This window comes from Amycolatopsis sp. cmx-4-61 (genome assembly GCF_046548775.1).
Lineage (GTDB): Bacteria > Actinomycetota > Actinomycetes > Mycobacteriales > Pseudonocardiaceae > Amycolatopsis.
This window is the reverse complement of sequence record NZ_JAEBEI010000005.1, coordinates 111,429-137,050: the sequence shown is the minus strand read 5'-3', so window position 1 is coordinate 137,050 and position 25,622 is coordinate 111,429. Positions and strand designations below refer to the sequence as shown.

Annotated in this window: 26 protein-coding genes; 23 read left to right on the top strand and 3 right to left on the bottom strand. The window is 70.9% G+C overall.

Annotated features, from left to right (window positions below; translation table 11 throughout):
* Positions 1–55 precede the first annotated feature (55 nt).
* Genes ACLJOU_RS17590 through ACLJOU_RS17540 form a run of 11 tightly spaced genes read left to right on the top strand, consistent with a single transcriptional unit; the run spans position 56 to position 10,422 of the window.
* On the top strand, positions 56–844 hold the full coding sequence (locus ACLJOU_RS17590) for an MlaE family ABC transporter permease (protein ID WP_176175935.1): 789 nt from the start codon (positions 56–58) through the stop codon (positions 842–844).
* Positions 844–1,692: an MlaE family ABC transporter permease gene (locus tag ACLJOU_RS17585; protein WP_410568599.1), complete on the top strand. Its 849-nt coding sequence runs from the start codon at positions 844–846 to the stop codon at positions 1,690–1,692. The genes ACLJOU_RS17590 and ACLJOU_RS17585 overlap by 1 nt, the downstream gene beginning before the upstream one ends.
* Complete coding sequence (locus ACLJOU_RS17580; protein WP_410568597.1) at positions 1,689–3,011, top strand: MCE family protein; 1,323 nt, start codon at positions 1,689–1,691, stop codon at positions 3,009–3,011. The genes ACLJOU_RS17585 and ACLJOU_RS17580 overlap by 4 nt, the downstream gene beginning before the upstream one ends.
* Complete coding sequence (locus tag ACLJOU_RS17575) at positions 3,008–4,045, top strand: MCE family protein (RefSeq protein ID WP_410568595.1); 1,038 nt, start codon at positions 3,008–3,010, stop codon at positions 4,043–4,045. Before ACLJOU_RS17580 ends, ACLJOU_RS17575 begins: the two co-directional genes overlap by 4 nt.
* A complete protein-coding gene (locus ACLJOU_RS17570) occupies positions 4,042–5,073 on the top strand; it encodes an MlaD family protein (protein ID WP_410568593.1) in 1,032 nt (343 codons plus the stop codon). Before ACLJOU_RS17575 ends, ACLJOU_RS17570 begins: the two co-directional genes overlap by 4 nt.
* The gene (locus tag ACLJOU_RS17565) at positions 5,070–6,263 is read left to right on the top strand and encodes an MCE family protein (RefSeq protein WP_410568592.1); all 1,194 of its coding nucleotides are present in this window, start codon (positions 5,070–5,072) and stop codon (positions 6,261–6,263) included. The genes ACLJOU_RS17570 and ACLJOU_RS17565 overlap by 4 nt, the downstream gene beginning before the upstream one ends.
* Positions 6,260–7,405, top strand: coding sequence for an MCE family protein (locus tag ACLJOU_RS17560; RefSeq protein ID WP_410568590.1), 1,146 nt, complete (start codon positions 6,260–6,262; stop codon positions 7,403–7,405). The genes ACLJOU_RS17565 and ACLJOU_RS17560 overlap by 4 nt, the downstream gene beginning before the upstream one ends.
* Positions 7,402–8,631 carry an MCE family protein gene (locus ACLJOU_RS17555; RefSeq protein ID WP_410568588.1) on the top strand — a complete coding sequence of 410 codons (1,230 nt, stop codon included), beginning with the start codon at positions 7,402–7,404 and terminating at the stop codon, positions 8,629–8,631. The genes ACLJOU_RS17560 and ACLJOU_RS17555 overlap by 4 nt, the downstream gene beginning before the upstream one ends.
* Positions 8,628–9,110 (top strand): hypothetical protein, encoded by a 483-nt coding sequence (locus tag ACLJOU_RS17550; RefSeq protein WP_410568586.1) that lies wholly within the window; start codon positions 8,628–8,630, stop codon positions 9,108–9,110. The genes ACLJOU_RS17555 and ACLJOU_RS17550 overlap by 4 nt, the downstream gene beginning before the upstream one ends.
* A complete protein-coding gene (locus ACLJOU_RS17545) occupies positions 9,107–9,589 on the top strand; it encodes a hypothetical protein (RefSeq protein WP_410568584.1) in 483 nt (160 codons plus the stop codon). Before ACLJOU_RS17550 ends, ACLJOU_RS17545 begins: the two co-directional genes overlap by 4 nt.
* Before the next feature lie 38 nt (positions 9,590–9,627).
* Positions 9,628–10,422, top strand: a complete 795-nt coding sequence (locus tag ACLJOU_RS17540) for a hypothetical protein (RefSeq protein WP_410568582.1) — start codon at positions 9,628–9,630, stop codon at positions 10,420–10,422.
* A gap of 3 nt (positions 10,423–10,425) precedes the next feature.
* Here the strand turns inward: ACLJOU_RS17540 and ACLJOU_RS17535 are convergent, their stop codons facing one another.
* A complete protein-coding gene (locus tag ACLJOU_RS17535) occupies positions 10,426–10,905 on the bottom strand; it encodes a hypothetical protein (RefSeq protein WP_410568580.1) in 480 nt (159 codons plus the stop codon).
* A gap of 63 nt (positions 10,906–10,968) precedes the next feature.
* Between ACLJOU_RS17535 and ACLJOU_RS17530 the strand changes: the two genes are divergently transcribed.
* From ACLJOU_RS17530 to ACLJOU_RS17520, 3 genes are all read left to right on the top strand, one after another.
* Positions 10,969–12,210 carry an aminotransferase class I/II-fold pyridoxal phosphate-dependent enzyme gene (locus ACLJOU_RS17530; protein WP_410568578.1) on the top strand — a complete coding sequence of 414 codons (1,242 nt, stop codon included), beginning with the start codon at positions 10,969–10,971 and terminating at the stop codon, positions 12,208–12,210.
* Positions 12,211–12,326: 116 nt separating this feature from the next.
* The gene (locus tag ACLJOU_RS17525; protein ID WP_410568576.1) at positions 12,327–13,304 is read left to right on the top strand and encodes a ferritin-like domain-containing protein; all 978 of its coding nucleotides are present in this window, start codon (positions 12,327–12,329) and stop codon (positions 13,302–13,304) included.
* A 64-nt stretch (positions 13,305–13,368) separates the two neighbouring features.
* Positions 13,369–14,475, top strand: coding sequence for an FAD-dependent oxidoreductase (locus ACLJOU_RS17520; RefSeq protein ID WP_410568574.1), 1,107 nt, complete (start codon positions 13,369–13,371; stop codon positions 14,473–14,475).
* Positions 14,476–14,642: 167 nt separating this feature from the next.
* Here ACLJOU_RS17520 and ACLJOU_RS17515 read toward each other — a convergent pair whose 3' ends face one another.
* Positions 14,643–15,692, bottom strand: coding sequence for a LacI family DNA-binding transcriptional regulator (locus tag ACLJOU_RS17515; protein WP_410568572.1), 1,050 nt, complete (start codon positions 15,690–15,692; stop codon positions 14,643–14,645).
* Positions 15,693–15,853: 161 nt separating this feature from the next.
* Between ACLJOU_RS17515 and ACLJOU_RS17510 the strand changes: the two genes are divergently transcribed.
* From ACLJOU_RS17510 to ACLJOU_RS17495, 4 genes are read left to right on the top strand one after another with little or no spacing between them, the layout of a single operon-like run.
* Entirely contained in the window at positions 15,854–17,134 is a 1,281-nt protein-coding gene (locus tag ACLJOU_RS17510; RefSeq protein ID WP_410568570.1) for an extracellular solute-binding protein, read from the top strand.
* On the top strand, positions 17,134–18,063 hold the full coding sequence (locus ACLJOU_RS17505; RefSeq protein WP_410568568.1) for a carbohydrate ABC transporter permease: 930 nt from the start codon (positions 17,134–17,136) through the stop codon (positions 18,061–18,063). Before ACLJOU_RS17510 ends, ACLJOU_RS17505 begins: the two co-directional genes overlap by 1 nt.
* Before the next feature lie 8 nt (positions 18,064–18,071).
* On the top strand, positions 18,072–18,959 hold the full coding sequence (locus tag ACLJOU_RS17500) for a carbohydrate ABC transporter permease (RefSeq protein ID WP_410568566.1): 888 nt from the start codon (positions 18,072–18,074) through the stop codon (positions 18,957–18,959).
* A gap of 17 nt (positions 18,960–18,976) precedes the next feature.
* Positions 18,977–20,377: a GH1 family beta-glucosidase gene (locus tag ACLJOU_RS17495; RefSeq protein ID WP_410568564.1), complete on the top strand. Its 1,401-nt coding sequence runs from the start codon at positions 18,977–18,979 to the stop codon at positions 20,375–20,377.
* Between the two features lie 91 nt (positions 20,378–20,468).
* Here the strand turns inward: ACLJOU_RS17495 and ACLJOU_RS17490 are convergent, their stop codons facing one another.
* A complete protein-coding gene (locus ACLJOU_RS17490; protein WP_410568562.1) occupies positions 20,469–22,265 on the bottom strand; it encodes an AMP-dependent synthetase/ligase in 1,797 nt (598 codons plus the stop codon).
* 127 nt (positions 22,266–22,392) lie between these two features.
* On the opposite strand from ACLJOU_RS17490, the gene ACLJOU_RS17485 reads away from it, so the two are divergent.
* The 5 genes from ACLJOU_RS17485 to ACLJOU_RS17465 are packed head-to-tail and all read left to right on the top strand — an operon-like array spanning position 22,393 to position 25,614.
* A complete protein-coding gene (locus ACLJOU_RS17485; RefSeq protein WP_410568560.1) occupies positions 22,393–22,803 on the top strand; it encodes a polyketide cyclase / dehydrase and lipid transport in 411 nt (136 codons plus the stop codon).
* A gap of 22 nt (positions 22,804–22,825) precedes the next feature.
* A complete protein-coding gene (locus tag ACLJOU_RS17480) occupies positions 22,826–23,620 on the top strand; it encodes a metallophosphoesterase family protein (protein ID WP_410568558.1) in 795 nt (264 codons plus the stop codon).
* A gap of 27 nt (positions 23,621–23,647) precedes the next feature.
* A complete protein-coding gene (locus tag ACLJOU_RS17475; RefSeq protein ID WP_410568556.1) occupies positions 23,648–24,082 on the top strand; it encodes an SRPBCC family protein in 435 nt (144 codons plus the stop codon).
* A gap of 3 nt (positions 24,083–24,085) precedes the next feature.
* Positions 24,086–25,219, top strand: coding sequence for an ArsA family ATPase (locus ACLJOU_RS17470; protein WP_410568554.1), 1,134 nt, complete (start codon positions 24,086–24,088; stop codon positions 25,217–25,219).
* Positions 25,216–25,614 carry a hypothetical protein gene (locus tag ACLJOU_RS17465; protein WP_410568552.1) on the top strand — a complete coding sequence of 133 codons (399 nt, stop codon included), beginning with the start codon at positions 25,216–25,218 and terminating at the stop codon, positions 25,612–25,614. The genes ACLJOU_RS17470 and ACLJOU_RS17465 overlap by 4 nt, the downstream gene beginning before the upstream one ends.
* The last annotated feature ends 8 nt before the right edge of the window (positions 25,615–25,622 follow it).

Below are 25,622 nucleotides of genomic sequence, written 5' to 3'. Positions count from 1 at the left end.
CGCGGTGACCGGGTGTGGAGAAGACTCGGGGGTGAGTGAACACGGGGAGGTCTGGGTGAGCGAGAGCACCGGCACGCTACCGGGAACCGCGGCCCTGACCCAGGTCGGCCGCCTGGCGACGCTTTCCTGGGAAGTCCTGCGCGCGATCTTCAAGCGGCCCTTCCAGGCCCGCGAGTGGATCCAGCAGTGCTGGTTCTTCGCCAGCGTCACGATCCTCCCGACGGCCCTGGTCGCCATCCCGTTCGGCGCGGTGATCGCCCTGCAGCTCGGCTCGCTCACCGCGCAGATCGGCGCCCAGTCGTTCACCGGTGCGGCCAGTGCGCTCGCCATCGTGCAGCAGGCCAGCCCGCTGATCACCGCGCTGCTCGTCGCCGGCGCCGGCGGCAGCGCGGTCTGCGCGGACATCGGCGCCCGCAAGATTCGCGAAGAGATCGACGCCATGGAGGTCCTCGGCGTCAACCCGATCCAGCGGCTGATCGTGCCGCGGGTGCTCGCCGCGATGGTCGTTTCGGTGCTGCTGAACGGCTTGGTCAGCGTGGTCGGCGTGCTCGGCGGCTACTTCTTCAACGTCGTCCTGCAGGGCGGCACGCCCGGGGCCTACCTGGCCAGCTTCAACGCCCTAGCCCAGGTGCCGGACCTGTGGATCAGCGAGATCAAGGCGCTGCTGTACGGCTTCGTCGCCGGGGTCGTCGCCGCCTTCCGGGGCCTCAACCCGGCGGGCGGGCCGAAGGGCGTCGGCGACGCCGTCAACCAGGCCGTCGTGATCACCTTCCTGCTGCTGTTCCTGATCAACGTCGTGCTCACCGCGATCTACCTGCGGATCGTCCCGCCGAAGGCGATGTGATGACCGCCGAACCCCTGGACGCCGACCGGACGCTCGAGTACCTCGCGCGGCCCGGCCAGAGCCTGGAAGGCCTCGGCAAGCAGCTCGCGTTCGCGGCCAAGGCCCTCGCGTGGTCGCCGCGCACGATCCGCCGCTACCGCCGGGAAACGCTGCGGCTGCTCACCGAGGTCTGCTTCGGCACCGGCGGCCTCGCGGTCATCGGCGGCACGCTCGGGGTGATGATCGGCATGACGCTGTTCACCGGCCTGATCGTCGGCCTGCAGGGCTACTCGGCGCTGAACCAGCTCGGCACGGCCGCGCTCACCGGGTTCATCTCCGCCTACTTCAACACGCGCGAAGTCGCGCCCCTTTCGGCGGGACTCGCCCTGAGCGCGACCGTCGGCTGCGGCTTCACCGCCCAGCTCGGGGCCATGCGCATCTCCGAGGAGATCGACGCACTGGAAGTCATGGGCGTGCCGAGCATGCCCTACCTGGTGACGACCCGGGTGCTCGCCGGCGTCGCCGCGGTGATCCCGCTGTACGCGGTCGGCCTGCTGTCGAGCTACCTGGCGTCCCGGCAGATCACCATCTGGCTCTACGGCCAGTCCGCGGGCACCTACGACCACTACTTCACGCTCTTCCTGCCCCCCGGCGACGTCCTGTGGTCGTTCGGGAAGGTGATCGTGTTCAGCGTGCTCGTGATCCTGTCCCACTGCTACTACGGCTTCACCGCCAGCGGGGGTCCGGCCGGCGTGGGCGTCGCCGTGGGCCGCGCGGTGCGGACGTCGATCGTGCTGATCTCGGTGCTGGACTTCTTCCTGTCGCTGGCGATCTGGGGCGCGAACACCACGGTGAGGATCTCGGGATGAGGCGGGAGCTCTGGCAGCGGCTCCGGTACCAGGTGCTGGGGCTGGTCTTCCTGGTGGTCGCCGCGTTGTTCATCGCCTTCACCCTCGCCGTCTACCACAAGGCGTTCACCCCGGTGACGCTCGTGAAGCTCGAGACCGACCGCGTCGGCAGCCAGCTGCGCACCGGCGGCGACGTCAAGGTCCGCGGCATGCTCGTCGGCGAGGTCCGGTCCGTGCTGGCCAAGGGCGACCACGCCGAGCTGGAACTCGCGCTGGATCCGGACAAGACGCCCGTCATCCCGAAGAACGTGTCCGCGCGGCTGCTGCCGAAGACGCTCTTCGGCGAGCGCTATGTCGCCCTGCAGCTGCCGGAGAACAAGGAACGGCCGATCGAGGCGGGTGACGTCATCCCGCAGGACCGCAGCAGCGCCGCGATCGAGCTGCAGAAGGTCCTCGACGACGTGCTGCCGCTGCTGCAGGCGGTCCAGCCGGAGAAGCTGTCGAGCACGCTGACCGCGGTGGCGACCGCGCTCGACGGCCGCGGCAAGCAGCTCGGCGAAACCCTGGCCGGGCTGTCGGACTACCTCGGCAAGCTCAACCCGTCGCTGCCGGAACTCAAGGCCGACATCACCGGTCTGGCGAACGTCGCGAACACCTACGACAAGGCGGCGCCGGACCTGCTGCAGGCGCTGTCGGACCTGACGACGACGAGCCGGACGATCGTCGACCAGCGCGACCGGCTGAGCGACCTCTACGCCACGGTGACCGCGGCTTCGGTGGACCTCACGAACTTCCTGCAGGTCAACGAGGACAACCTGATCCGGCTCACCACCGCCGTCCAGCCGACGCTGGACGTCCTCGCGAAGTACGCGCCCGAGTACCCGTGCCTGCTGCGGCAGCTCGCCGAGTCGGTGCCGCGGGCGGAACTGGCGTTCGGCAAGGGCACCGCCCACCCCGAGGTCAGCCGGGTCACCATCGAGTTCGCCGCCAGCCGCGGCAAGTACCTCCCCGGCGTCGACGAGCCGAAGTACGAGGACAAGCGCGGCCCGCGCTGCTACCCGCAGGTGCCGAAGCCGGGCGTGTGGCCGCAGTACCCGCCGGACGGCGCGATCAGGGACGGCTCCAGCAAGCCCGCGCCGCCGAAGTACCCGCCCGAGACGCTGCCCGCGGGTGGGGGTGCGCTCGGCGGCGACGGCACGATCGTCGGGTCCGCTTACGAGAACGACCTGATCGGCCTGCTCGCGTCGCCCGCGCTCGGCACCGCGCCGGGGGACGTGCCGGGCTGGGCCGGCCTGCTCGTCGGGCCGCTCTACCGCGGGGCGGAGGTGGAGCTGAAGTGAGGAGCTTCCTCCCGTCCCTGATCAAGCTCGGGATCTTCGCGGCCGTCACGGTGCTGCTCACCGGGATCCTCGCGGCCACCATCGCGAACACCAACTTCGGCGAGACGTCCGGGTACCTGGCCAAGTTCACCGACGCGTCGGGACTGAAGGAAGGCGACGACGTCCGCATCGCCGGGGTCAAGGTCGGCCAGGTCGACGCGATCGAAGTGGTCGAGGGCGAACGGAACCTCGCCCAGGTGCGGTTCGACGTCGAGCAGGCCTACCGGCTGCCGGAGACGGTGACCGCGACGATCAGGTACCGCAACCTCGTCGGCCAGCGGTACCTCGCGCTCGGCACCGACGTCCCCGGCGATCGCGCGTTGCCCGACGGCGGCACGATCCCGCCGGAGCGCACGAAACCCGCGCTCGACCTGACCGTGCTGTTCAACGGGTTCAAGCCGCTGTTCAAGGCGTTGAGCCCGAAGGACGTCAACCAGCTCTCGGCCGAGATCATCAGCGTCTTCCAGGGCGAGGGCGGCACGATCACCAGCCTGCTGCAGCACACCGCGTCGCTGACGAGCGCGATCGCGCGCAAGGACCAGGTGATCGGCCAGGTCATCGCCAACCTGAACACCGTGCTCGGCACGGTCAACGCCCACGGCGCCCAGCTCGGCGACCTCGTCGAGCAGACCCAGAAGCTGGTCAGCGGGCTGGCCGAGCAGCGCAAGCCGATCGGGGACGCGGTCAGCGCGCTCGGCGACCTCGCGGTGTCGACCACCGGCCTCCTGGCGGACGCGCGCCCGGCGCTGAAGGACGACGTGGCCCGGCTCGGCGTGCTGTCGCAGAACCTCGGTGACTCCGGCGTGCTGCTCAACCACCTCCTCGAGGTGCTGCCGGGCAACCTGCAGAAGTTCACGCGGACGCTGAGCTACGGCAGCTGGTTCAACTACTACCTGTGCGGGATCACCGGCACCATCGGCATTTCCTCGCTGGACATCACCCTGCCGATCATCCCCATCCCGGGCACCCGGCGCGCGGAGAGGTGTGGTCCGTGAAACCGCTGAAGGAACGCAACCAGGCCGCGGTCGGCGCGGTCGCGCTCGTGCTGATCGTGCTCGTCACGGCCACGACGTACTTCTCCGACCAGCTGCCGTTCTTCGGCAACGGCACGACGTACTCGGCGTACTTCGGCGAGTCCGCCGGGCTGGCGCCGGACAACGAGGTCGAGGTCGCCGGCGTCAAGGTCGGCACGGTGTCGTCGGTGAAACTGGCGGGCAAGCAGGTCCTGGTCCGCTTCCGCGTCAAGGACGTCCGGGTCGGCGACGCGACGACGGCGTCCATCGAGATCAAGACGCTGCTGGGGGAGAAGTACCTCGCGCTCGACCCGAAGGGCGGCGGCGCGCAGGAACCGAACCAGACGATCCCGCAGGCCCGCACGCGCACGCCGTTCCAGCTGCAGGACGCCTTCGACCGGCTGTCGACGACGGTCGGTGACATCGACACGAAGCAGCTGGCGGACAGTTTCAACGCTCTGTCCGACAGCCTCAAGGACAGCCCGCAGTACCTGAAGGACACGCTTTCCGGGTTGTCGTCGCTGGCTCGCACGGTCTCCTCCCGCGACGCCGATCTCCACACCCTGCTGGCCAACACGAGCCAGGTCTCGAAGACGCTGTCCGACCGCAACGCCCAGCTCCAGCGCGTGATCAGCGACGGCAACCTGCTGCTCACCGAGCTGCAGAACCGCAAGGCCGCCATCACCGCCCTGCTCACCGGCACCCAGCAGCTCTCGCAGCAGCTCACCGGCCTGGTCCAGGACAACCGGGCGCAGCTCAAACCCGCGCTGGACAAGCTGAGCAAGGTGACCGACATCCTGCAGCGCAACCAGGGCAACCTCGACCAGAGCCTGCGGCTGATGGCGCCGTTCGCCCGCGTCGGCGCGAACGCCACCGGCAACGGCCGCTGGTTCGAGGGCTACCTGTGCGGGCTGCTGCCGCCGACGATCACCGCGGCCGGGCTGCACATAAACCCCGAAGGCTGCACCCCGCCGATCGCGGCGCCGAACCAGGGGGTGGGCCGCCGATGACCATCCACACCGCCCGCGGCCGCAGCCTGGTGACGTGGCTGGCGTTCGCCTGCGTCCTCGCGCTGATCGTCACCGCGGGTCTCTACCTGGTGTTCCGGTCGTCGAACGGCACCAAGCTGTCCGCGTACTTCGGCAAGACCGTCGGGCTGTACGCCGGTTCGTCGGTACGGGTGCTCGGCGTGCCGGTCGGCCAGGTCACCGACGTCACGCCGGAGGGGGACGCGGTCCGGGTGGACATGCAGGTCGACGACGTGCCGCTGCCCGACGGCGTCGGTGCGGTCGTCGTCGCGCCGAGCCTGGTCAGTGACCGGTACGTCCAGCTCACCCCGGCCTACGACAGCGGCCCGGTCCTGGCTTCGGGCACGGTCCTGCCGCGCGACCGCACGGCGACCCCGGTGGAGCTGGACGACCTGTACGCCAGCCTGGACAAGCTGTCGACCGCGCTGGGGCCGACCGGCGCCAACAAGAACGGCGCGCTGTCCGGTGTCCTGGACACCGCCGCGAAGACGTTGCAGGGCAACGGGACTTCGCTGAACTCGACGGTCGGGCAGCTGGCCGAGCTCGCGAAGACCCTCGACGGTTCGAAGGACGACCTGTTCTCGACCGTGCAGAACCTCAACTCGTTCACCGGTGCCCTGGCCCGGAGCGACCAGCAGCTCGACGAGTTCTACGGCCGCGTCGCCGACGTCAGCCGGTTCCTCGCCGCGGACTCCGCCGACGTCGGGGCGGCGCTGCAGTCCCTCGGCGGGGCGCTCGGTGACGTCCAGCAGTTCGTCAACGACAACAAGACGGCCCTGGAGTCCAATGTGGACAAGTTGGCGTCGCTGTCGAAGGTCCTCGTCGACCAGCGCGCCGCGCTCGCCGAGGTGCTCGACATCGCCCCGACCGGCGCCACGAACTTCATCAACTCCTACGACGCGGCGTCCGGCACCATCGCCGTGCGCGACAACCTGAACGAGCTGACCAACCCGCCGATCCTCACGGTGTGCCGCCTGATCAGCTCGGTCACCCCGAAGGAAGTGCCGGACGCGCTGGGGACCATCTGCAAGCAGCTCGCCCCGGTGCTGGACGGCGTCCTGAAGCTGCCGACCATCCCGCAGGTGCTGAACTCGCTGCAGAACGGGACCCTGCCGCCGTTGCCGCTCCCGCTCGTCGACGTGATGGAGCAGCTTTCGGGGGGTGCGAAGTGAAGCGGTTCGCGGGGGTGCTCGCCGGGCTGCTCGTGCTGGCCGGCTGCAGTGACGGCGGGTTCAACGGGCTCTACGGCACGCCGCTGCCCGGCGGTGCCGACGTCGGGGACCACCCCTACCACGTCACCGCGCTGTTCACCGACGTCCTGGATCTGGTGCCGCAGTCGAGCGTCAAGGTGAACGACGTCGCCGTCGGGCGCGTCGACAAGATCAGCCTGACGCCGGACACGCGCTCGGCGCTGGTGGCGATGACGGTCAACGGCGACATCGCGCTGCCCGCCGACGCCCGCGCCGAGCTGAAGCAGTCTTCGCTGCTGGGGGAGAAGTTCGTCGAGCTGAGCGTGCCGACCGCCGAGCCGGCCACCGGGCGTCTTGGCGAAGGCGGCCGGATCCCGCTCGGGCGCACCAACCGCAACCCCGAGGTCGAGGAGGTGCTCGGCGCGCTTTCGCTGCTGCTCAACGGCGGCGGCGTCGAGCAGATCCAGAAGATCAGCCACGAGCTCAACGACGCGCTGTCGGGCAACGAGCCGGAAATCCGCGCGCTGCTGTCCCGGGTGGACGAACTGGCCACCCAGCTCGACGGGCACAAGACCGAGATCCTGCGGGCGATCGACAGCCTCGCGAAGCTCTCGAAGACGTTGACCGGCCAGACGCAGAACCTGACGAACGCGCTGGACGACCTCGCGCCGGGCCTGAAGGTCGTCACCGACCAGCGCGACCAGCTCGTGGGGATGCTGACCGCGCTGAACACGCTGTCGGGGGTCGCGGTGGACACCGTGACGAAGAGCCGCGACCAGCTCGTCGCCAACCTCAGGGCGCTGCAGCCGACGTTGACCAAGCTCGGCGAAGCCGGGGCCGACCTGCCGAACGCGCTGCAGATCCTGCTGACGTACCCGTTCCCGGACTACGCGGGCAACGTGATCAAGGGTGACTACGCGAACGTCGAGGCGAACGTGAACCTCGACCTGGACACGCTGATCTCGAACTTCACGAACTCGTCGCAGCCGCCGATCGCGCTGCCGTCCGGGCCGCCGTCCGCCGTCGCGCCGCCGCTGCCGCTGCCCGACTCGGGATCGGTTCCGCCGGCCGCCGGGCCGAACCTGCTCGGCGGGCTGCTCGGGCTGATCGGCGGTGGCCGGTGACCCGCAGGATCCGGATCCAGCTGTTCGCGTTCGTCGTCATCGCGGTGGTGTCGGTGGTCTACGCCGGTGGCCGGTACGCCGGGCTGGACCGGCTCTTCGGCCACCGCGGTTATGTCGTCACGGCGCAGCTGACCGACTCCGGCGGCGTCTTCGTCAACTCCGAAGTCGCCTACCGCGGGGTCACGGTCGGCCGGGTGACGTCGATGACGCTCACCGAGCACGGCGTCGACGTCGCCCTCGACATCGACCCGGGCGCGCCGGACATCCCGGCCGACGCGCACGCGCAGGTGGCGAACCGGTCGGCGGTGGGGGAGCAGTTCGTCGACCTGCTGCCCCGGCACAACGGCGGCCCGTACCTGACGGACGGCTCGGTGATCACGGCGGATCGCACGTCGCTGCCGCCGTCGCCGGACACCGTGCTCACCCACCTCGACGACCTGGTGGCGAGCGTGCACCCCGAGTCGCTGCGGACGGTCGTCGACGAGACGTACAACGCGTTCGCGGGGGCGGGGCCGGAGCTGCAGCAGCTGCTGGACAGCACGGGCTCGCTGACGGCGGTGGCCGCCCAGTACGTGCCGCAGACGCAGGGTTTGCTGGCGAACTCGCGGATCGTGCTCGGCACCCAGGAGCGCCAGGCGGCGAACATCACCGACTTCGCTTCGGGGTTGAAGACGATCGCGGGGCAGCTCAAGAAGTCCGATCCGGACCTGCGGCGGGTGATCGCCGAAGCCCCGCGGCTGAGCCGGCAGATCAGCGACGTGCTGGCGGCGTCGGGCACCGACCTGGGGGTGCTGTTCGCCAACCTGCTGACCACGGCGCAGATCACCACATCCCGGAAGGACTCGATCGAGGAGCTGCTGGTCGCGTACCCGATCATCTCGGCGTTCTCGCCCTCGACGTCCCCGGACGGCACGGGCCACCTGGGCGTGGTGTTCAACTTCTTCGACCCGGCTTCGTGCACGAAGGGGTACGAGGGGACGAAGCAGCGGCCGGCGAACGACGTCTCGGAAGCGCCGGTCAACATGAACGCCTACTGCGCCGAGCCGCCCGGGAGCCCGACCGGGGTGCGCGGGGCGCAGAACGCGCCGTACGCCGGGAAGCCGCCCGCGATCCCGGCGGCGCCCCGGCAGCAGGCCGCGTCGGCGCCGCAGCAGTTGCCGGGGGTGCTGAGCCTGCTCACGGGCCCGTCGCCGGGCGGGCTCGGCCGGCTGCTGGGCGCGCCGTGAAGCTGCTGGTCGTCGCGGCGGTGCTGTCCGTGCTGGCGGCGGCGTTCGCGGGCTGGTCCTGGTGGCGGGCGGCTTCGGACGACTCGTTCGCCCGCGCCCGTTCGCGCGACGAGGTCCTCGCGGCGGCGGGCCCGGAGCTGGTCACGTTGAACACGATCGACTACCGCACGGCGGCAGCGGACGTGGACCGCTGGACAGCGGCGACGACGGGCCAGTACGAAAAGGACTTGGCGGGCGACCGCCAGCTCCAGATCGACCGCGCTTCGTCCTCCCGTACCGTCTCATCGGCCTCCCTGGTCCGGGCGGCGGTGACGGAGATCGACCCTTCGCGCGGAGTGGCCCGCCTGCTGGCGGTGCTGGACGTCCGGGTATCGACGGCAGGTGCGCCTGCCGCCCCCCGCTTGAACCGGCTCACGGTCGACGTGTCCCGCTCCCCGTCCGGTTGGAAGATCGCCGGGGTCCAGGCGGCGGGCTCATGACCCGGGTGCTGATCGCGGTGGTGGTGCTGGCCCTGGGCTGCACGGCGTGGTTCGGCATCGAAGCGGCTTCGCTGTCGCCCGGGGACAATCTCGCTCTGGTGGACTCCTCGGCCACTGCCGAAGTGTCGTCTTCGGTGAGTGACGCGGTGAAGGCGGTGTTTTCGTACGACTACGCGAATCTGGCCCGCACGGAGAGGGCGGCTGCGGAAGTCTTGACGGGAGACGCCGTCCGGCAGTACCAGGCCCAGTTCGCCTCGGCCCGGACGCGCGCGGAGTCGCAGAAGCTGACGCGCACGACAACGGTCCGGGCGGTGGGGGTCCGGTCGTTGCGGGGGGACACCGCGGATTTGCTCTTGTTCTTGGACCAACAGACGGTGACGGCTGGTGGGGGAGCGCCGACTTCTTCGGTGGCACAGTTGGCGGTGACCGCAAAGCGGGTGGACGGCCGCTGGAAGCTGGCGACGTTGACGGCCCTTTAGCCGTCCCGCGGTTGCCGGTGCTCCGCGACGCTCTTGTCGTGCCGGTGAGGAACGACGAGACGCGTGCGCTGCCCACTGCGGACGAACTGCTCCGGGCCCTGTTGGGAAGGGAGATCCGCACGGTCGCCCAAGGGCGGCCGAACACCGTGGCCGAGATCAGCGGCGGAGTCGTGAGGGTGAAGACCGGGCGCTCCCCGGACGGGCAGCCGGTCGAAGTCGCCGACGTGCAGAACGGCCTGGACTTGCTGGCCACGCACGGCTCGGTCCGGGTGACGGTCGACGAACTGGGACACCGCAGCTCTTTCGTCGGCGCGGTGCTGGCCACCCTGCCCGGGACGGCCACGACTTCGAAGCCGCCGGTGGTGACCCTGCGCGAACCGGCGGACGAGGAGGTCGCCGACGATCCGCACTTCGGCGAGCTGGACACTCTCACCCAGGTCAAGGTCCGCACCGAGCAGGCGAGACTGCGCCGTCTCCTCACCGACGGGCGGCCCGTGGCCGAATGCGCCCTGTGCGGCGTCGCTTATCCGGTCGAATTCCTCGTCGCCGCGCACATCAAGAAGCGAGCGGTCTGCAGTGACACCGAACGCCGCGACTTCCGCACCATCGCGATGCTCGCGTGCAGCATGGGGTGTGACGCACTCTACGAATCAGGGTGGATCACCGTCGACGCGACCGGGACCGTTCGTGCCCACGTACCGGACGATCTGCCGGCCGGCGGGCTCCGAGCCCGGCTGACGCCCCTGGCGGGGCGGCAGTGCGGCGCTCACTCGGCGGCTTCCGAGCCCTACTTCGCCTGGCATCGCCACGCGGTGTTCCGCGGCGGAAGCTGATCTTCAGCCGTCCCAGACCGCCGCGCCCTGGCGGAGAACCTCCACATCGGACTGCTCGTCCACCGGCCACAGCTCCACCACGTACCGGTAGTGCTCCCCGAACTCGTGCTCGTTCCAAGTCACCGCAGGCGGACCCGCCGGTACGTACGAAACCCGCGCCCGGTACAACCCCGGCAGCACCGGAAAGACCTTCTCCTGCGACACGTAATCCGCGGGCCCGGAAATCACCAACCGCCCGCTGGGGACCGGAAGATCCGCCTCCACCACGTGCTCGGCGGACGACGACAAAGCCGGCGCCGACGGCAGCGACGAAACCGACGACTCCACCACGTCCGACCGGGCCGTCGCGATCGCGATGCCGCCCGGCTCCACCCCGATCCGGTGAACCTCGACCGCGTCCGGAGTCCACCCGCTGCCCGTCAACCGGGCGCGGGAATCCCGGATGGTGAACTGCCGCTGGTCGGCGTGGACGACGAGATGCACACGAACCACCCTAGCCAGGACCCGCCCCGAAATGGTATCGACACCGGGTTTAGCGTTGAGGCCATGACCACTGCTTCCGTCGACGTCGACACGGCCCGCAGCGACTACGCGGCCCTGGTCGGCCGAGGCCTCTCCCTGGACATCACCCGCGGCAAGCCGTCCCCCGAGCAGCTCGACCTCTCGAACGCGCTGCTCTCCCTCCCCGGCGACGGCACCTTCAAGGCCGAGGACGGCACCGACGTCCGCAACTACGGCGGCCTCAACGGCCTGCCGGAGCTGCGCCGGATCTTCGCCCCCGCCCTGCAGGTGCCGGTCGGGCAGCTGCTCGCCGCCGGGAACTCGAGCCTCGAGCTGATGCACGACGCCGTCGTCCAGGCGCTGCTGAGCAAGCTGCCCGGCGCCGAGCGCCGCTGGGCGGACGAGCCGAAGGTGAAGTTCCTTGCCCCCGTCCCGGGCTACGACCGCCACTTCGCGCTCACCGAGCGCTTCGGCATCGAGCTCGTGCCGGTCGCGATGACCGACGAGGGCCCGGACATGGACGTCGTCGAGACGCTGGTCGCCGAGGACCCGGCCGTCAAGGGCATCTGGTGCGTCCCCAAGTACAGCAACCCCACCGGTGTCACGTTCAGTGACGACGTCGTCCGGCGGCTCGCCACCATGCGCACCGCGGCGCCGGACTTCCGGATCTTCTGGGACAACGCCTACGCCGTGCACCACCTCACCGACGACGAGGCGGAGCTGGCGGACGTCTTCGCGCTGGCCACCGAGGCGGGCAACGCCGACCGCGTCTTCGTCTTCGGCTCCACCTCGAAGATCACCCTCGCCGGGGCCGGCGTCGGCTTCTTCGGCGCGTCCGAGGCCAACCTCGCCTGGTGGACCGCGAACAGCGGCAAGCGCACCATCGGCCCGGACAAGGTCAACCAGCTGCGCCACGCCCACTTCCTCAAGGACGAGAACGGCGTCCGCGCGCACATGCGCAAGCACGCCGACATCATCGGCCCGAAGTTCGCGGCCGTCGACCGCATCCTCTCCGAGGAGCTGGCGGACCTGGCGTCCTGGACCAAGCCGACCGGCGGGTACTTCATCACCCTGACCGTCCCCCAGGGCACCGCGAAGGAGGTCGTGCGGCTGGCGAAGGAGGCCGGGGTCGCGCTGACCCCCGCCGGGGCGACCCACCCGCACGGGAACGACCCGGCCGACGCCGTCATCCGGATCGCGCCGACCTTCCCGAAGCTCGAAGAGGTCGAAGAGGCCGTCCGCGCGCTGGCCGTCTGCGTCCGGCTCGCCGTCGCCCAGCGCGGCTGAGCAGGGCAAACGCAATTCGATCAAAAATTTTCCCGTTTTGACCGAGCCGGGGGACGCCCAGGTACGTATGACCGGTGGGTGAGGTGGACGAACTCGTCACGAGAGGACGTCCCCCGGTGTTCGGAAAACGCTACACAGAGCAGCTGATCGAGCGCAGCGCGGAGAACGCGACCGACCGCCGCCGCTTCCTCAAGGCTGCGGGAGCGGCGGGACTCGGCGTCGCGGGTGCCGGCGCGCTGGGCACGGCGCTGTCGCTGGGCCTCGGCTCGGCGGGTGCCACGTCGCAGTACGGGCAACAGGGAGGTGACGCGGCGAAGGAGGCGGCGAGCGACGCCGCCGTGCTCAACTTCGCGCTGAACCTCGAGTACCTCGAGGCGAACCTGTACTCGTTCGCCGTCTACGGCTACGGGCTGAACGAGAAGTACGTCAACGGCATCGGCAACCTGGGCAAGGCCAACGGCGGCCACGCGGTGAAGTTCAAGAGCGAGCACACCAAGCAGATCGTCCAGGAGATCGCCGGCGACGAGGTCGCCCACGTCAACTTCCTGCGCAAGGCGCTGGGCAAGGCCGCCGTCGCGCAGCCGGAGATCGACTTCCAGAACAGCTTCACCGCGGCCATGCAGGCCGCGGGCGTAATCAAGCAGGGCCAGACCTTCGACCCGTTCGGCAGCGAGAACAACTTCCTGCTCGCCGCCTACCTGTTCGAGGACGTCGGCGTGTCCGCCTACAAGGGCGCCGCCCCGCTGGTCAACAACAAGACGTTCCTCGACGCGGCCGCGGGCATCATGGCCGTCGAGGCCTACCACGCCGGGATCGTGCGGTCGGCGCTGTTCGAACGCGGCCTCGGGGACATCACGAACAAGATGTCCGACGCCCGCGACAGCCTCGACGGCAAGGCCGACGACGACGAAGGCGTCCTGAAGGACGGCAAGGCGAACCTCGTGCCGGCCGACGCCAACGGCATCGCGTTCGGGCGCTCGGCCGAGCGTGTGCTCAACATCGCCTACCTGAACCCGGACAAGGTGTCCTCGGGTGGCTTCTACCCGCGCGGCCTGAACGGCGACATCGCCACCAGCGGTGCGAAGGAGAAGTAGGCGCCGCGTGCCGCCGTCACGGTAACGTCGACGACGGCGGCACGCGGAGTCGAGGGGGCGCGAAGTGCGGGTACTGGTGGCGGGCGGCGGGATTTCGGGCACGGTCACCGCGATGGCGCTGAAGCTCGCCGGGCACGACCCCGTCGTGTACGAGGCCTATCCCGCGGGCGGGGACGACGTCGGCGCGTTCCTCACGATCATGCACAACGGCATGGACGCCCTGCGCGCGATCGGCGCCGACCGGCCGGTGATCGACGCCTCCTTCACCGCGTACGGTGTCGAGCTCGTCGCCCCGACGGGGGAAACCGTCGGGCGGCGCGAGTTCGACACCGAAGGCCTGGACAACCCGCGCACCCTGACCCGCGCGACGCTCTACCGCGTCCTGCAGGACGAGGCCGCGCGCCGCGGCGTCCCGCTGGAGCGCGGCAAACGGCTGGCGGGCGCGACGCCCGGCCCGGAGGGGATCACGGCGGAGTTCGCCGACGGCACCACCGCAACGGGTGACGTGTTGGTCGGCGCGGACGGGTTGCGCTCGGTGGTCCGGCGGCTGATCGACCCGGCCGCGGACGAACCCCGCTACACCGGCTTGACCGTCGTGTACGGCTACACGCGCGCGGGTGGGCTGCCCGCCGCGCCCGGGATCTACCGGATGGTCCGCGGCAGCCGCGCGGCCTTCGGGTTCACCACGGACCCGGACGGCGCCACGTTCTGGTTCGCCCGCGTCCCGGACGCCGAGCGGTCCCGCGAGGAGATCGCGGCCGTCACGCCGGCGGGCTGGCGCGAGTTCGCGCACGCGGCGTTCGACGGAGACCCGTTGCCCTGCGCGGACATCGTCGCGGCAACCGGGGAGGAGGTCTTCGGCGGCCACTCCTACGACGTCCCGGAGACGCGGATCTGGTCGACACCGGAGATGGTCCTGGTCGGCGACGCGGCCCACGCGGCCTCCCCGGCGGCGGCCCAGGGCGCTTCGATGGCCGTCGAGGACAGCGTGGTCCTCGCGCAGTGCCTGCGCGACCTGCCGGACCCGCCGTCGGCGTTCGCGGCGTACGAGGGACTCCGCCGCGAACGGGTGGAGAAGCTGGTGGCGGCGAGCGCCGGCCAGGACGTCGGCGAGGAGAGCGGCTGGCTGTACGCGCACCACATCGACTGGGACGCGAAGATCACCGCCTAGCCCCGCTCCGCCCAAGCGCCCCAAGGCGGCCTTGGGTGCGTTGAATCAGCACTGCGGCGCGAAGCGCCTCCGTTGAGGGGGGCGGTGGGGGCATGGGCGGAGCACCGAAGGCGGCCTTGGGTGCGTCTGACGCACCGAAGGCCACATTGGGACGCATCAGCTTGGGTTCAGCGGGCCGAACGACCGCCGCAGGAGTCGCGGATCACCAGTTTCGTGGGCAGCAGCACCGGTTCCGGGGCCGCCGCGTTCTCGAGCATCGCCAGCAGCGCTCCGGCCGCCGCCGTGCCGAAGCCCGGTTTGTCCTGGGCCACCGTCGTCAGCGCCGGGTCCACCAGGGACGCCACCTCGATGTCGTCGAACCCCACCACGGCCAGGTCCGCCGGCACCCGCAGCCCGGCCGCGCGGGCCGCCAGCAGGGCGCCGACCGCCATCTCGTCGCTGGCCGCGAACACCGCCGTCGGCGGGTCCTTGCGGGCCAGGAGCCGCCGCATGCCGACGAACCCGCTCTCGCGGTAGAAGTCGCCGCCGACCACCAGGTCCTCCGAAACCGGCAGCCCGGCTTCGGCCAGCCCGCGGCGGTAACCCTCGGTGCGGGCGGCCGCCGGCGCGTTGCCGCGGGGGCCGGTGATCGTCGCGATCCGGCGGTGGCCGAGGGCGGCCAGGTGCCGGACGGCTTCCGCGGCGCCACCGGCGTTGTCCGAGGTCACGTGGGTGGCGCGCGGTCCGGACAGCGCGACGTCCAGCGCGACGCACGGCAGCCCGGACTGGGCGAACGCGGTGAACGCGTCGGCGTCCGTGCCGCTGTCGATGAGCACCAGCCCGGCCAGGTGGTGACGCCGGGTCATGCTCACGTAGCCGATCGGGTCGGCCAGTGACACGCCCGGGTGGCGCTCGCGGGCGTGGTCGCTCGTCGCGAGCATGAGCAGGTGGTAGCCGTGCGAACTCAACGCGGACTTGAGGCCCAGCAACAGGTCCTGCAGGAACGGGTGCCGCCAGCCGGGCCGGCGGTGGTCGGTGTCCCAGACCAGCCCGACCATCGCCGACTGCTGCCGCGACAGCGCGCGCGCCGACTCGTTCGGCGAGAAATCGAGGTCCCGCGCGACGCGTTCGACGCGTTCGCGGGTCGTCGCGCTGACCGTGGCCGGGCGGTTGAACACCCGCGACACGGTGGCGACGGAAACCCCGCAGAGCTGCGCTACCTCGCGGGCTGTGACCATGAGCATCTCCGTTCTTGTAACCGGTTACATCTCTAGCACACGACTTCGGAGTGCGTAAACGCCGGAGTGCGTTATAATTTCGTTACTTGACGACAGGCCGCTGGGAGCGCTCTCATGGGTCCCACGTTTTCCCGACCGGCCCGTAGAACAACGGAGATCTCATGCGCCCGAAAACGAGGAACCGCCGGATCCGCCTGCTCGCCGGGGTGGGTGCCACCCTGGTCGCGCTCACCGCGCTGAGCGCCTGCGGGGACAGCGGCGCCGCCGGTGGCAAGGTCAAGCTGAGCCTCGGCCTGTTCGGCAACTTCGGCTACACCGACCTGATCAAGGAGTACCAGGCCGCGCACCCGGACGTCGAGATCACCGAGCGGACCGCGTCCTACTCCGACCACCACAAGAACCTCGCCGCGCACCTGGCCACCGGTGGCGGCGCCGCGGACATCGAGGCGGTCGACACCGGGTACATCGCCCAGTTCAAGGCGACGCCGGACAAGTTCGTCGACCTGAACACCGTCGGCGGCGACAAGCTCAAGGACCGCTGGCTGCCCTGGAAGTGGGCGGCGTCGCTGGGCAAGGGCGGGCAGCAGATCGGCTACGGCACCGACGTCGGCGGCCTGGCCATCTGCTACCGCCGCGACATGTTCAAGACCGCCGGGCTGCCCGAGGACCGCGACGCGGTCTCCGCGCTCTGGCCCACCTGGCAGGCCTTCTTCGAGGCGGGCAAACGGTTCCAGGCCCACGCGCCGAACGGCGTCAAGTTCATGGACGGCGGCCCGACCGTGCTCAACGCGATCGTCGGCCAGGCCCCGCAGGGCTACTACGACCAGAACGACCAGCTCATCGTGGGCAGCAACCCGGCGCTGCACCAGGGCTGGGACCTCGTGGTCGACGCGGTCAAGGCGAACCTGAGCGCCGGCCTGCTCTACAGCACGCCGCAGTGGAACACCGGCTTCACCCAGGGCCAGTTCGCCACCGTGACCTGCCCCGCGTGGATGATGACCAAGATCAAGGACCAGGCGCCGGACACCGCGGGCAAGTGGGACGTCGCGACCGTGCCCGGCGGGGGCGGCAACTGGGGCGGCTCGTACCTGACGGTGCCGAAGCAGGGCAAGCACACGAAGGAAGCCGCCGAGCTCGCCGCGTGGCTGACCGCGCCCGAGCAGCAGGCGAAGGTCTTCACCAGCAAGGGCCTCCTGCCCTCGGCGCCGTCGCTCTACAGCGACCCGAAGATCACCGGTTACACGAACCCGTTCTTCAACAACGCGCCGGTCGGCAAGCTCTTCACGGACGCGGCGAAGAAGCTGAACCCGCAATACCAGGGCCCGAAGGCCGGCGACGTGCAGACCGAGTTCGGCAACGCGATGCAGCGCGTCGAGCAGGGCAAGCAGGACGGCGCAGCGGCGTGGCAGCAGCTGGTCGGTGACGTCTCGAAGATCAAGTGATGGCGGTCAAAACGCTGACCTTCGCCGAGCGGCGGCAGAAGTGGGACGTCAAGCTGTCGCCGTTCGGCTTCATCAGCCCGTACTTCCTGATCTTCGGCGTCTTCGGGCTCTTCCCCCTGCTGTACACGGCGTTCGTGTCGCTGCAGAAGCGGAACCTCATCGACGCCGAAGGCGCGCAGTTCATCGGCTTCGGCAACTACGAGCAGCTGCTGTTCCACGACCCGTACTTCTGGAACGCGATGGGGAACACGGTCAGCCTGTGGCTGCTGACCACGATCCCGCAGATCCTGTTCGCGCTCGGCATCGCGCACCTGCTCAACCGGCGGCTGCGCGGCCGGACGCTGTTCCGGATGGGGATGATCCTGCCGAACATCACCTCGGTGGCGGCGGTGACGATCATCTTCGCGCAGCTGTTCGGCCGGGACTTCGGCCTGGTCAACTGGATGCTGAGCTGGTTCGGCGCCGGCCACGTCGACTGGCAGGCCGGCACGGCCAGCTCGCACACCGCCATCGCGGCGATGGTGGTGTGGCGCTGGACCGGCTACCACGCGCTGATCTTCCTGGCGTCGATGCAGGCGATCCCGTCGAGCATGTACGAGGCCGCCACCCTCGACGGCGCCAAGGGCTGGCAGCAGTTCTGGCGGATCACCGTGCCGCTGCTGCGGCCGCAGATCATCTTCTCCACGGTGATCGCGACGACCGGCAACATGCGGCTGCTCGCCGAGCCGCTGCTGTTCAACCCGGGCACGGCGGCCGCCACCGGCGGGTCGGACCGGCAGTTCCAGACGGCCGCGCTCTACCTCTACGAGCAGGGCTTCTCCAAGTACGACTTCGGCTACAGCTCGGCGATCGCGCTGATCCTGGCCGTGGCCACGATGCTCGTCGCGGGCCTGTCGTACCTGGTGACCCGGCGGATCCAAACGGACTGAGGAGCGACATGACTTCCGTGCTGACCCCGGCCGCGCCCGCGCCGCCGGAAGCCGCGCCCGGCCGGATCCGGCGCCTCGGCAAGCGGGTCGCGAGCCCGTGGACCTACGCCGCGCTGATCGCGATCCTGGCCGGCTCGGCGTTCCCGGTGTACTGGTCGTTCGTCGTCTCCTCGCAGACGACGGAGGCCGTCGGGAGCGTGCCGCCGGTCCTGGTGCCGGGCGGGCACCTGTTCGAGAACATCGCCCGGGTCTTCGACCAGACGGACTTCGCGCTGGCGCTGGGCAATTCGCTCATCGTCTCGGGCACGATCACCGTCTCGGTGGTGCTGTTCTCGACGCTGGCCGGGTTCGCCTTCGCCAAGATGCGGTTCCGCGGGCGGACGGTCCTGCTGCTCGTCGTGGTCGCCACCCAGGCCATCCCGACCGAGCTGGGTGTCGTCCCGCTGTACATGATGATGGCCGACTTCGGGTGGGCCGGGCAGCTGCAGGCGGTGATCGTGCCCGGCCTGGTCACCGCGTTCGGCGTGTTCTTCATGCGCCAGTACTTCGAGCGGGCGCTCCCGCTCGAGCTGCTGGAGGCGGGCCGGATGGACGGCTGCGGGTCGCTGCGGCTGTTCTGGCACGTGGCCCTGCCCGCCGCCCGCCCGGCCGCGGCGGTGCTCGGGCTGTTCACCTTCATGCAGGCCTGGAACGACTTCTTCTGGCCGCTGGTCGTGCTGGTGCCGGAGAACCCGACCGTCCAAACCGCACTGTCCACCCTGGCCAGTGGCTACACCACCGACTACACGCTCGTGCTCACCGCCGCCACCATCGGCACCGTCCCCGTCCTGCTCGTGTTCCTGCTGTTCGGCCGCCAGATCGTCGGCGGCATCATGCAGGGCGCGCTCAAGGGCTGACCACCTCGGAGCTCACCGTGACTTCCAGTGACACCCGGGGGCTTCGCCACCCGGACCCCCGAAAAGCCGGCTTCCCGCCCGGCTTCCGCTGGGGCGTGGCCACCTCGGCGTTCCAGATCGAGGGCGCCACCACGGCCGACGGCCGCGGACCGTCCATCTGGGACACGTTCGCCGCGGTCCCCGGCGCGGTGGCGGGCGGCCACACCGGGGAACCGGCGGCCGACCACTACCACCGCTGGCGCGCCGACCTCGACCTGCTCACCGAGCTCGGCGTCGACGCCTACCGGTTTTCCGTGTCCTGGCCCCGCATCCAGCCGGACGGGCGCCGCGCGGAGCGGCGCGGCCTCGACTTCTACCGGCGGCTGGTGGAGGGCCTGCGGGAGCGGGGGATCGAGCCGTTCCTGACGCTGTACCACTGGGACCTGCCGCAGGCGCTGGAGGACGCGGGCGGCTGGCGGTCCCGCGACACCGCGTTCCGCTTCGCCGAGTACGCCGCCCTGGTGCACGAGGAACTCGGTGACGTCGTCGACCACTGGACGACGCTGAACGAGCCGTACCCCTGCGCGGTCGCGGGGTACGGCGAGGGCCGCCACGCGCCGGGGGCCAGGGAGGGACACGGCGCGCTGGCGGCCGCGCACCACCTGCTGCTCGGCCACGGCCTGGCGGTCCGGGCGATGCGGGAGCGGGCAGCACTGCCGCACCAGTTCGGCATCGTCCTCAACCAGTCCCCGGCGGTCCCGGTGTCGGACTCGGCCGCCGACACCGCGGCGGCCGCGCGCCAGGACACGCTGCTGCGCCGCCAGTTCACCGACCCGCTGTTCGGCGGCCGGTACGCCCCGGGCCTGGCGGCGATGTTCGACGGCGTCTCGGACTTCTCGTTCCGCCACGACGAAGACCTCGAGACGATCGGGGTGCCCCTGGACTACCTGGGCGTCAACTACTACTACCGCCTGCACGTCGCCGACGCCCCCCACCGCGAGCCGGACCCGGCCCTGCGCACGGTGGCGGACATCGGGGTGGACACTTCGCGGTTGCCGGACGTCCCACGGACGGGGATGGGCTGGCCGGTCGAGCCGGAGGGCCTGACGGAAGCCCTGGTCGGCCTGCACAACCGCTACCCGGGGCTGCCGCCGGTGTACCTCACGGAGAACGGGTGCGTGTACGCCGACCGCGCCGATTTCGCGGACTACGAGCGCATCGACTTCCTGAGCGAGCACATCGAGGCGGCCCGCACGGCCGCGGCGGCCGGGGTGGACCTGCGCGGCTACTTCTGCTGGTCCCTGCTCGACAACTTCGAGTGGGCGCACGGCTACAAGCACCGCTTCGGCCTGGTCCACGTGGACTACGAGACGCAAGCCCGCACCCCGCGCTCGAGCTACCGCTGGTACCGCGACTTCATCGAAGCCCAGCGCGGGTAGGCCCAAGCGCCCCAATGTGGCCTTCGGTGCGTCACACGCACCGAAGGCCGCATTGGGTGCGTCTCACGCACCGAAGGCCGCCTTGGGGCGCTTACTTCGTGTACAGGGCCTCGATGTCGAGGGCGTAGTTCTTCGAAACCACGTTGCGCTTCAGCTTCAGGCTCGGCGTGATCTCGCCGCCGGCCTCGGTGAAGTCGTTGGCCAGCACGGTGAACTTCTTGATCGCCTCGGCCTTGGACACCGACTTGTTCGCCTCGTCCACCACGGCCTGGATCTCCGCGAGCAGGTCCGGGTCCGCCGCCAGGTCCGCGACCGTGGCCGAAGCCGGCTTGCCGTGCTGGGTCTTCCAGGACGGGAAGTACTCCTCGTCCACCGTCACCAGCGCCGCGATGAACGGGCGCTGGTCGCCGACCACCATCGCCTGGCTGACCAGCGGGGACGCCTTGATCGTGTCCTCGAGGCCGGACGGGGCGACGTTCTTGCCGCCCGCCGTCACGATGATCTCCTTCTTGCGGCCGGTGATCTTCAGGAACCCTTCGGAGTCCAGCTCGCCCAGGTCACCCGTGTGGAACCAGCCGTCCGTGAGGGCCTCCGCGGTCGCCTGCGGGTTGTTGTAGTACGCCCGGAACACGACGTCGCCCTTGAGCAGCACCTCGCCGTCGTCGGCGATGCGGACCGACGTGCCGTTGACCGGCTTGCCCACCGTGCCCACGCGGAACGCCGTCTGGGTGTTGACGTTCGCCGCCGCGGACGTCTCGGTGAGGCCGTAGCCCTCGAACACCGGGACGCCGATGCCGCGGAAGAAGTGGGCCAGCCGGGCGCCCAGCGGCGCGCCCCCCGAAACCGCCGCCACGCAGCGGCCGCCGAGGGCCGCGCGCAGCTTGCCGTAGACCAGCTTGTCGAACGCCAGGTGCTTGAGCTTCAGGCCGAGCCCGGCGCCGCCGTGGTCCTGCGCCTCGCTGTAGGCGACGGCCACCGCCTCGGCGGCGTCGAAGATCTTGCCCTTGCCCTCGCTGTGCGCCTTCTGCTTCGCCGAGTTGTAGACCTTCTCGAACACGCGCGGCACGGCGACGACGAACGTCGGCCGGAAGGTGCCCAGGTCGGCGACCAGGTTCTTGACGTCCGGGGTGTGGCCGAGGGTGACGCGGGCGCTCAGCGCGGTGACGGCGATCGCGCGGGCCAGCACGTGCGCCAGCGGCAGGAACACCAGCAGCGAGTTGCCCTGCTCCATCAGCTGCGGGAACGCCTCGATGTCGGCGCGGATCTCGGCCAGGAGGTTCCGGTGGGTCAGCTCGACGCCCTTGGGGCGGCCGGTGGTGCCCGAGGTGTAGACGATGGTGGCGAGCTCGTCCGCGGTCACCTCGCGGCGCCGGTCGTGCAGCTCGTCGTCGGACAGCGAAGCGCCCAGCGCCGACAGCTCCTCGACGGCGGGGGAGTCGCCCTCGATCTGCCACGTGTTCGCCAGGTCGGTGAGCCGGTCGCGGATCTGCTCGACCGCCGCGGCGTGGGCGTTCGTCTCGACGAACACGCCCTTGGCGGCCGAGTCGGAGAGGATCCAGTACACCTGTTCGGGGGAGGACGTGTCGTAGATCGGGACGGTGACCGCGCCGGCCGCCCAGATGGCGAAGTCGAGCAAGGTCCACTCGTAGCGGGTCTTCGACATGATCGCGACGCGGTCGCCGCGGCCGATCCCGGCCTTGGCCATGCCCTTGGCCACGGCCAGCACCTCCGCCGCGAACTCCTTGGCGGTGACGTCCAGCCAGCTGCCCTCGACCTGGCGGCGGAAGCTCACCACGTCGGAGAACCGCTCGGCGTTCGCCCAGACGACGTCGGACATGTTTTCGTCGTCGGCCACCGGCTTGCCGGCGGGAGCGCTGTATTCGCGCACGTGGACCTCCGTGTTCAACGCGTGCGGCAGGCGACACCGCTGTTACCCGCCAGTCAACTTAGCGTGGTGAGCACCTTAAGACCATGCTGATCGGCCTCACGCGGCGAGGGCGTGACATTCTTCGCACGTGAACGCACCGCCCGCCATCGACGTCGTCGACGAGACGTTCCTCGCGGTCCCGCCGTCCACCGTGGCCGCCGTCTTCGCCGATCCCGGATCGTGGACCCGCTACTGGCCCGACCTGGTCCTCGAGGTCTACACCGACCGGGGGGACAAGGGCCTGCGCTGGACCGTCCGCGGCGCGCTGGTCGGTACGATGGAGGTCTGGCTCGAGCCGGTGCTCGACGGCACCCTGCTGCACTACTTCCTGCGGGCGACCCCCGCCGACGCGGCCGGGGCGCCCCGTGCGCTGGCGCCACGCGACCTGCGCCGGGAGTTCGACCGGCGGGCCCGCGCGGCGAAGGCGGTCGCGCTCGGGCTCAAGGAGATCCTGGAGGACGGGCGCGAGCCCGGCGTCCCTCCGCGAACCGAAGGCTGAACCGAAGGCTAGGGGGCCAGGGGTGCGGGTACACGTCGTCTCGGACGTGCACGGCAACGCGGACGCGTTGAAGCGGGCGGGCGACGGGGCGGACGCCCTGGTCGTGCTCGGGGACCTGATCGACTTCGTCGACTACCACGACCACGACAAGGGCATCATGGGCGCCCTGTTCGGCGCGGAGAAGGTCGGCCAGTTCGCCCGCCTGCGCCGCGAGGGCACCCGTGACGAAACCGTTGCCTTCTCCCGCACGCTCTGGGCGACGCTCGACGACCCGGCCTCCGCGGTCGACGAGGCCATCCGCGCCCAGTACGCGACGCTGTTCGCGGCGATGACCGCGCCCACCTACGCCACCCCCGGCAACGTCGACACCCCGGCGCTGTGGCCGGAGTTCACCGGCGAAGGCGTGCGGGTGCTCGACGGCGAGGTGGCCGAGCTCGGCGGCCTGCGGTTCGGGTTCGTCGGCGGCGCGCTCCTGCCCGACGGGGTCGTCCCGCGGCCCCGCAAGGGCGCCGCCTGGCGCCCCTACCTGCGGGATCGCGCGGACTACGACCGGAGCGTGGCCGCGCTCACCGACGTGGACGTCCTCTGCACCCACGGCCCGCCGGCGCTGCCGGAGCTGACCTACGACGTCGTGGCGCGCCGCAGCGAGATCGGCTCGACGGCGCTGCTGGAGCTGATCCGGGCGCAGCGGCCGCGCTGGTCGGTGTTCGGGCACGTGCACCAGCCCCTGGCCGCGCGCGCCCGGGTGGGCCTCACCGAGTGCCGCAACGTGGGTCACTTCAAGGAGACCGGGCAGCCGTACGTGCTGCGCTGGTGACCAAGCGCGGCGGCTACGCTTCGACCCATGGCCGAGCAGTCCACACAGTCCATCGAGGTCGACGCCGAGCCCAGCCGGGTGATGGCCGTGATCGCCGACTTCCCCGCGTACCCGGAATGGGCCAAGGCCGTCCGGCAGACCGAGGTCCTCGACACCGACGCCGAGGGCCGGGCCAAGCAGGTCAAGCTGACCTTGGACGCGGGCCCGATCAAGGACGTCTACACCCTCTCCTACGACTGGGACGCAGACGGCCTCGGCGTCAGCTGGCACCTGGTCAAGGGGCAGATGCAGAAGGCGCAGAACGGCCGCTACGCGCTGGCCGACCTCGGCGGCCGGACGCGGGTCACCTACACGCTGTCGGTCGAGCTGGCGCTGCCGATGATCGGCCTGCTGCGCCGCAAGGCCGAGAAGATGGTCATGGACACCGCGCTGAAGGAGCTCAAGAAGCGGGCCGAGGGCTAGCACGTGCGGATCCTGCTGTGCACCGGCAAGGGGGGTGTCGGGAAGACCACGCTGGCCGCGGCCACCGGCGCCGCCCTCGCCGCCCGCGGCAGGAAGACCCTCGTCGTGTCGACGGACCCGGCGCACTCGCTCGGGGACGCGTTCGCCCGGCCCCTCGGCGCCGAACCGTCCGAAGTGGATGCTCTGCTTTCGGCGGTGCAGGTCGACTCGCGGACCTTGGTGGACACCTCCTGGGTGCGGCTGCGCGGCGAGCTGCGGGCCGTGCTGGCCGGCGCGGGCCTGGACACCCTCGACGCCGAAGAGCTCACCGTGCTGCCCGGCGTCGACGAGCTGCTCGCCCTCACCGAAGTCCGCCGGCTGGCCGAGGACGGCCCGTGGGAGACCGTCGTCGTCGACTGCGGGCCGACGGCCGAGACGCTGCGGCTGCTGGCCCTGCCCGAGGCCGTCTCCGGCTACCTGACCCGGGTGTTCGGGCCGCGCGGGCGCGTCACGGATTCGGTGCGCCGCCTCGGCACCCACCTCGACGGCCTGCGCGCCCTGCTCACCGACCCGGTGGTGACGACGGTCCGGCTGGTCCTGACCCCGGAGCGGGTGGTGGTCGCCGAGGCGCGGCGCACGCTCAGCTCCCTGGCCCTGCGCGGCATCGCCGTCGACGGCGTGATCGCCAACCGGCTGATGCCCGCGCCCGGCATCTGGCGCGGCGGCGCCGCGGCCTGGCTGCGCACGCGCCGGACGCAGCAGGACGCCGTGCTCGCCGAGCTCGCCGCGGCCGGGATCGCGCCGGTCGCGCGGGTGGAGCACCGGGCCGTCGAGCCGGTCGGCCTGCCCGCGCTGCTGGAGATCGCCGCCGAGCTCTACCACGGCGAAGACCCGCTGGCGGCCCACGGCGCACCGGTCACCCCGCTGCTGCGCGTGCGGCCCGCCGACGGCGGGTACGCCCTGCGCGTCGCGGTCCCGCTTTCGCGGGACGCCGAGGTCGACCTCGCCCGCGTCGACGACGACCTGGCGATCACCGTGGACGGCTTCCGCAGGCTCATCGCCCTGCCGGAGCCGCTGCGGCCGTGCCGGATCACCGGCGCGGAATCCGACGCCGACGGCCTGGTCGTGCACCTGGCCGGGAACCGGGGACGCGGGTGAGCGAAGCGGAACACGGGCCGCGGCTGGCGGAGGAGATCCGCCTGCTCGCCGAGCTGGTCGCCGAGAAGGCGGCCCCGTGGCTCGACGGGGTGCTCGCGGCCGGGCACGGGCCGCTCGACGAGGCGAAACCGGACGGTCCGGCGTGCGGCTGGTGTCCGCTGTGTGCGATCGTCGCGGTGGTGCGGGGTGAACGGCCGGAGCTGGTCGCGCGGCTGGCCGAGCAGCTCGCGCAGCTGGTCGCCCTCCTGCGCGCGGTGCTCGCCGACCGCTGGGAGCCGGAGGAGGGCGTGCACATGCCCGGGTTCAGACCCGCACCGCGGCCCGCCGGGGACGCCACCGCGGCGACCAGGGTGCAGCACATCGCCGTCCGCCGGCGCGACGAGTGGGAGAGCTGAGTGCGGAC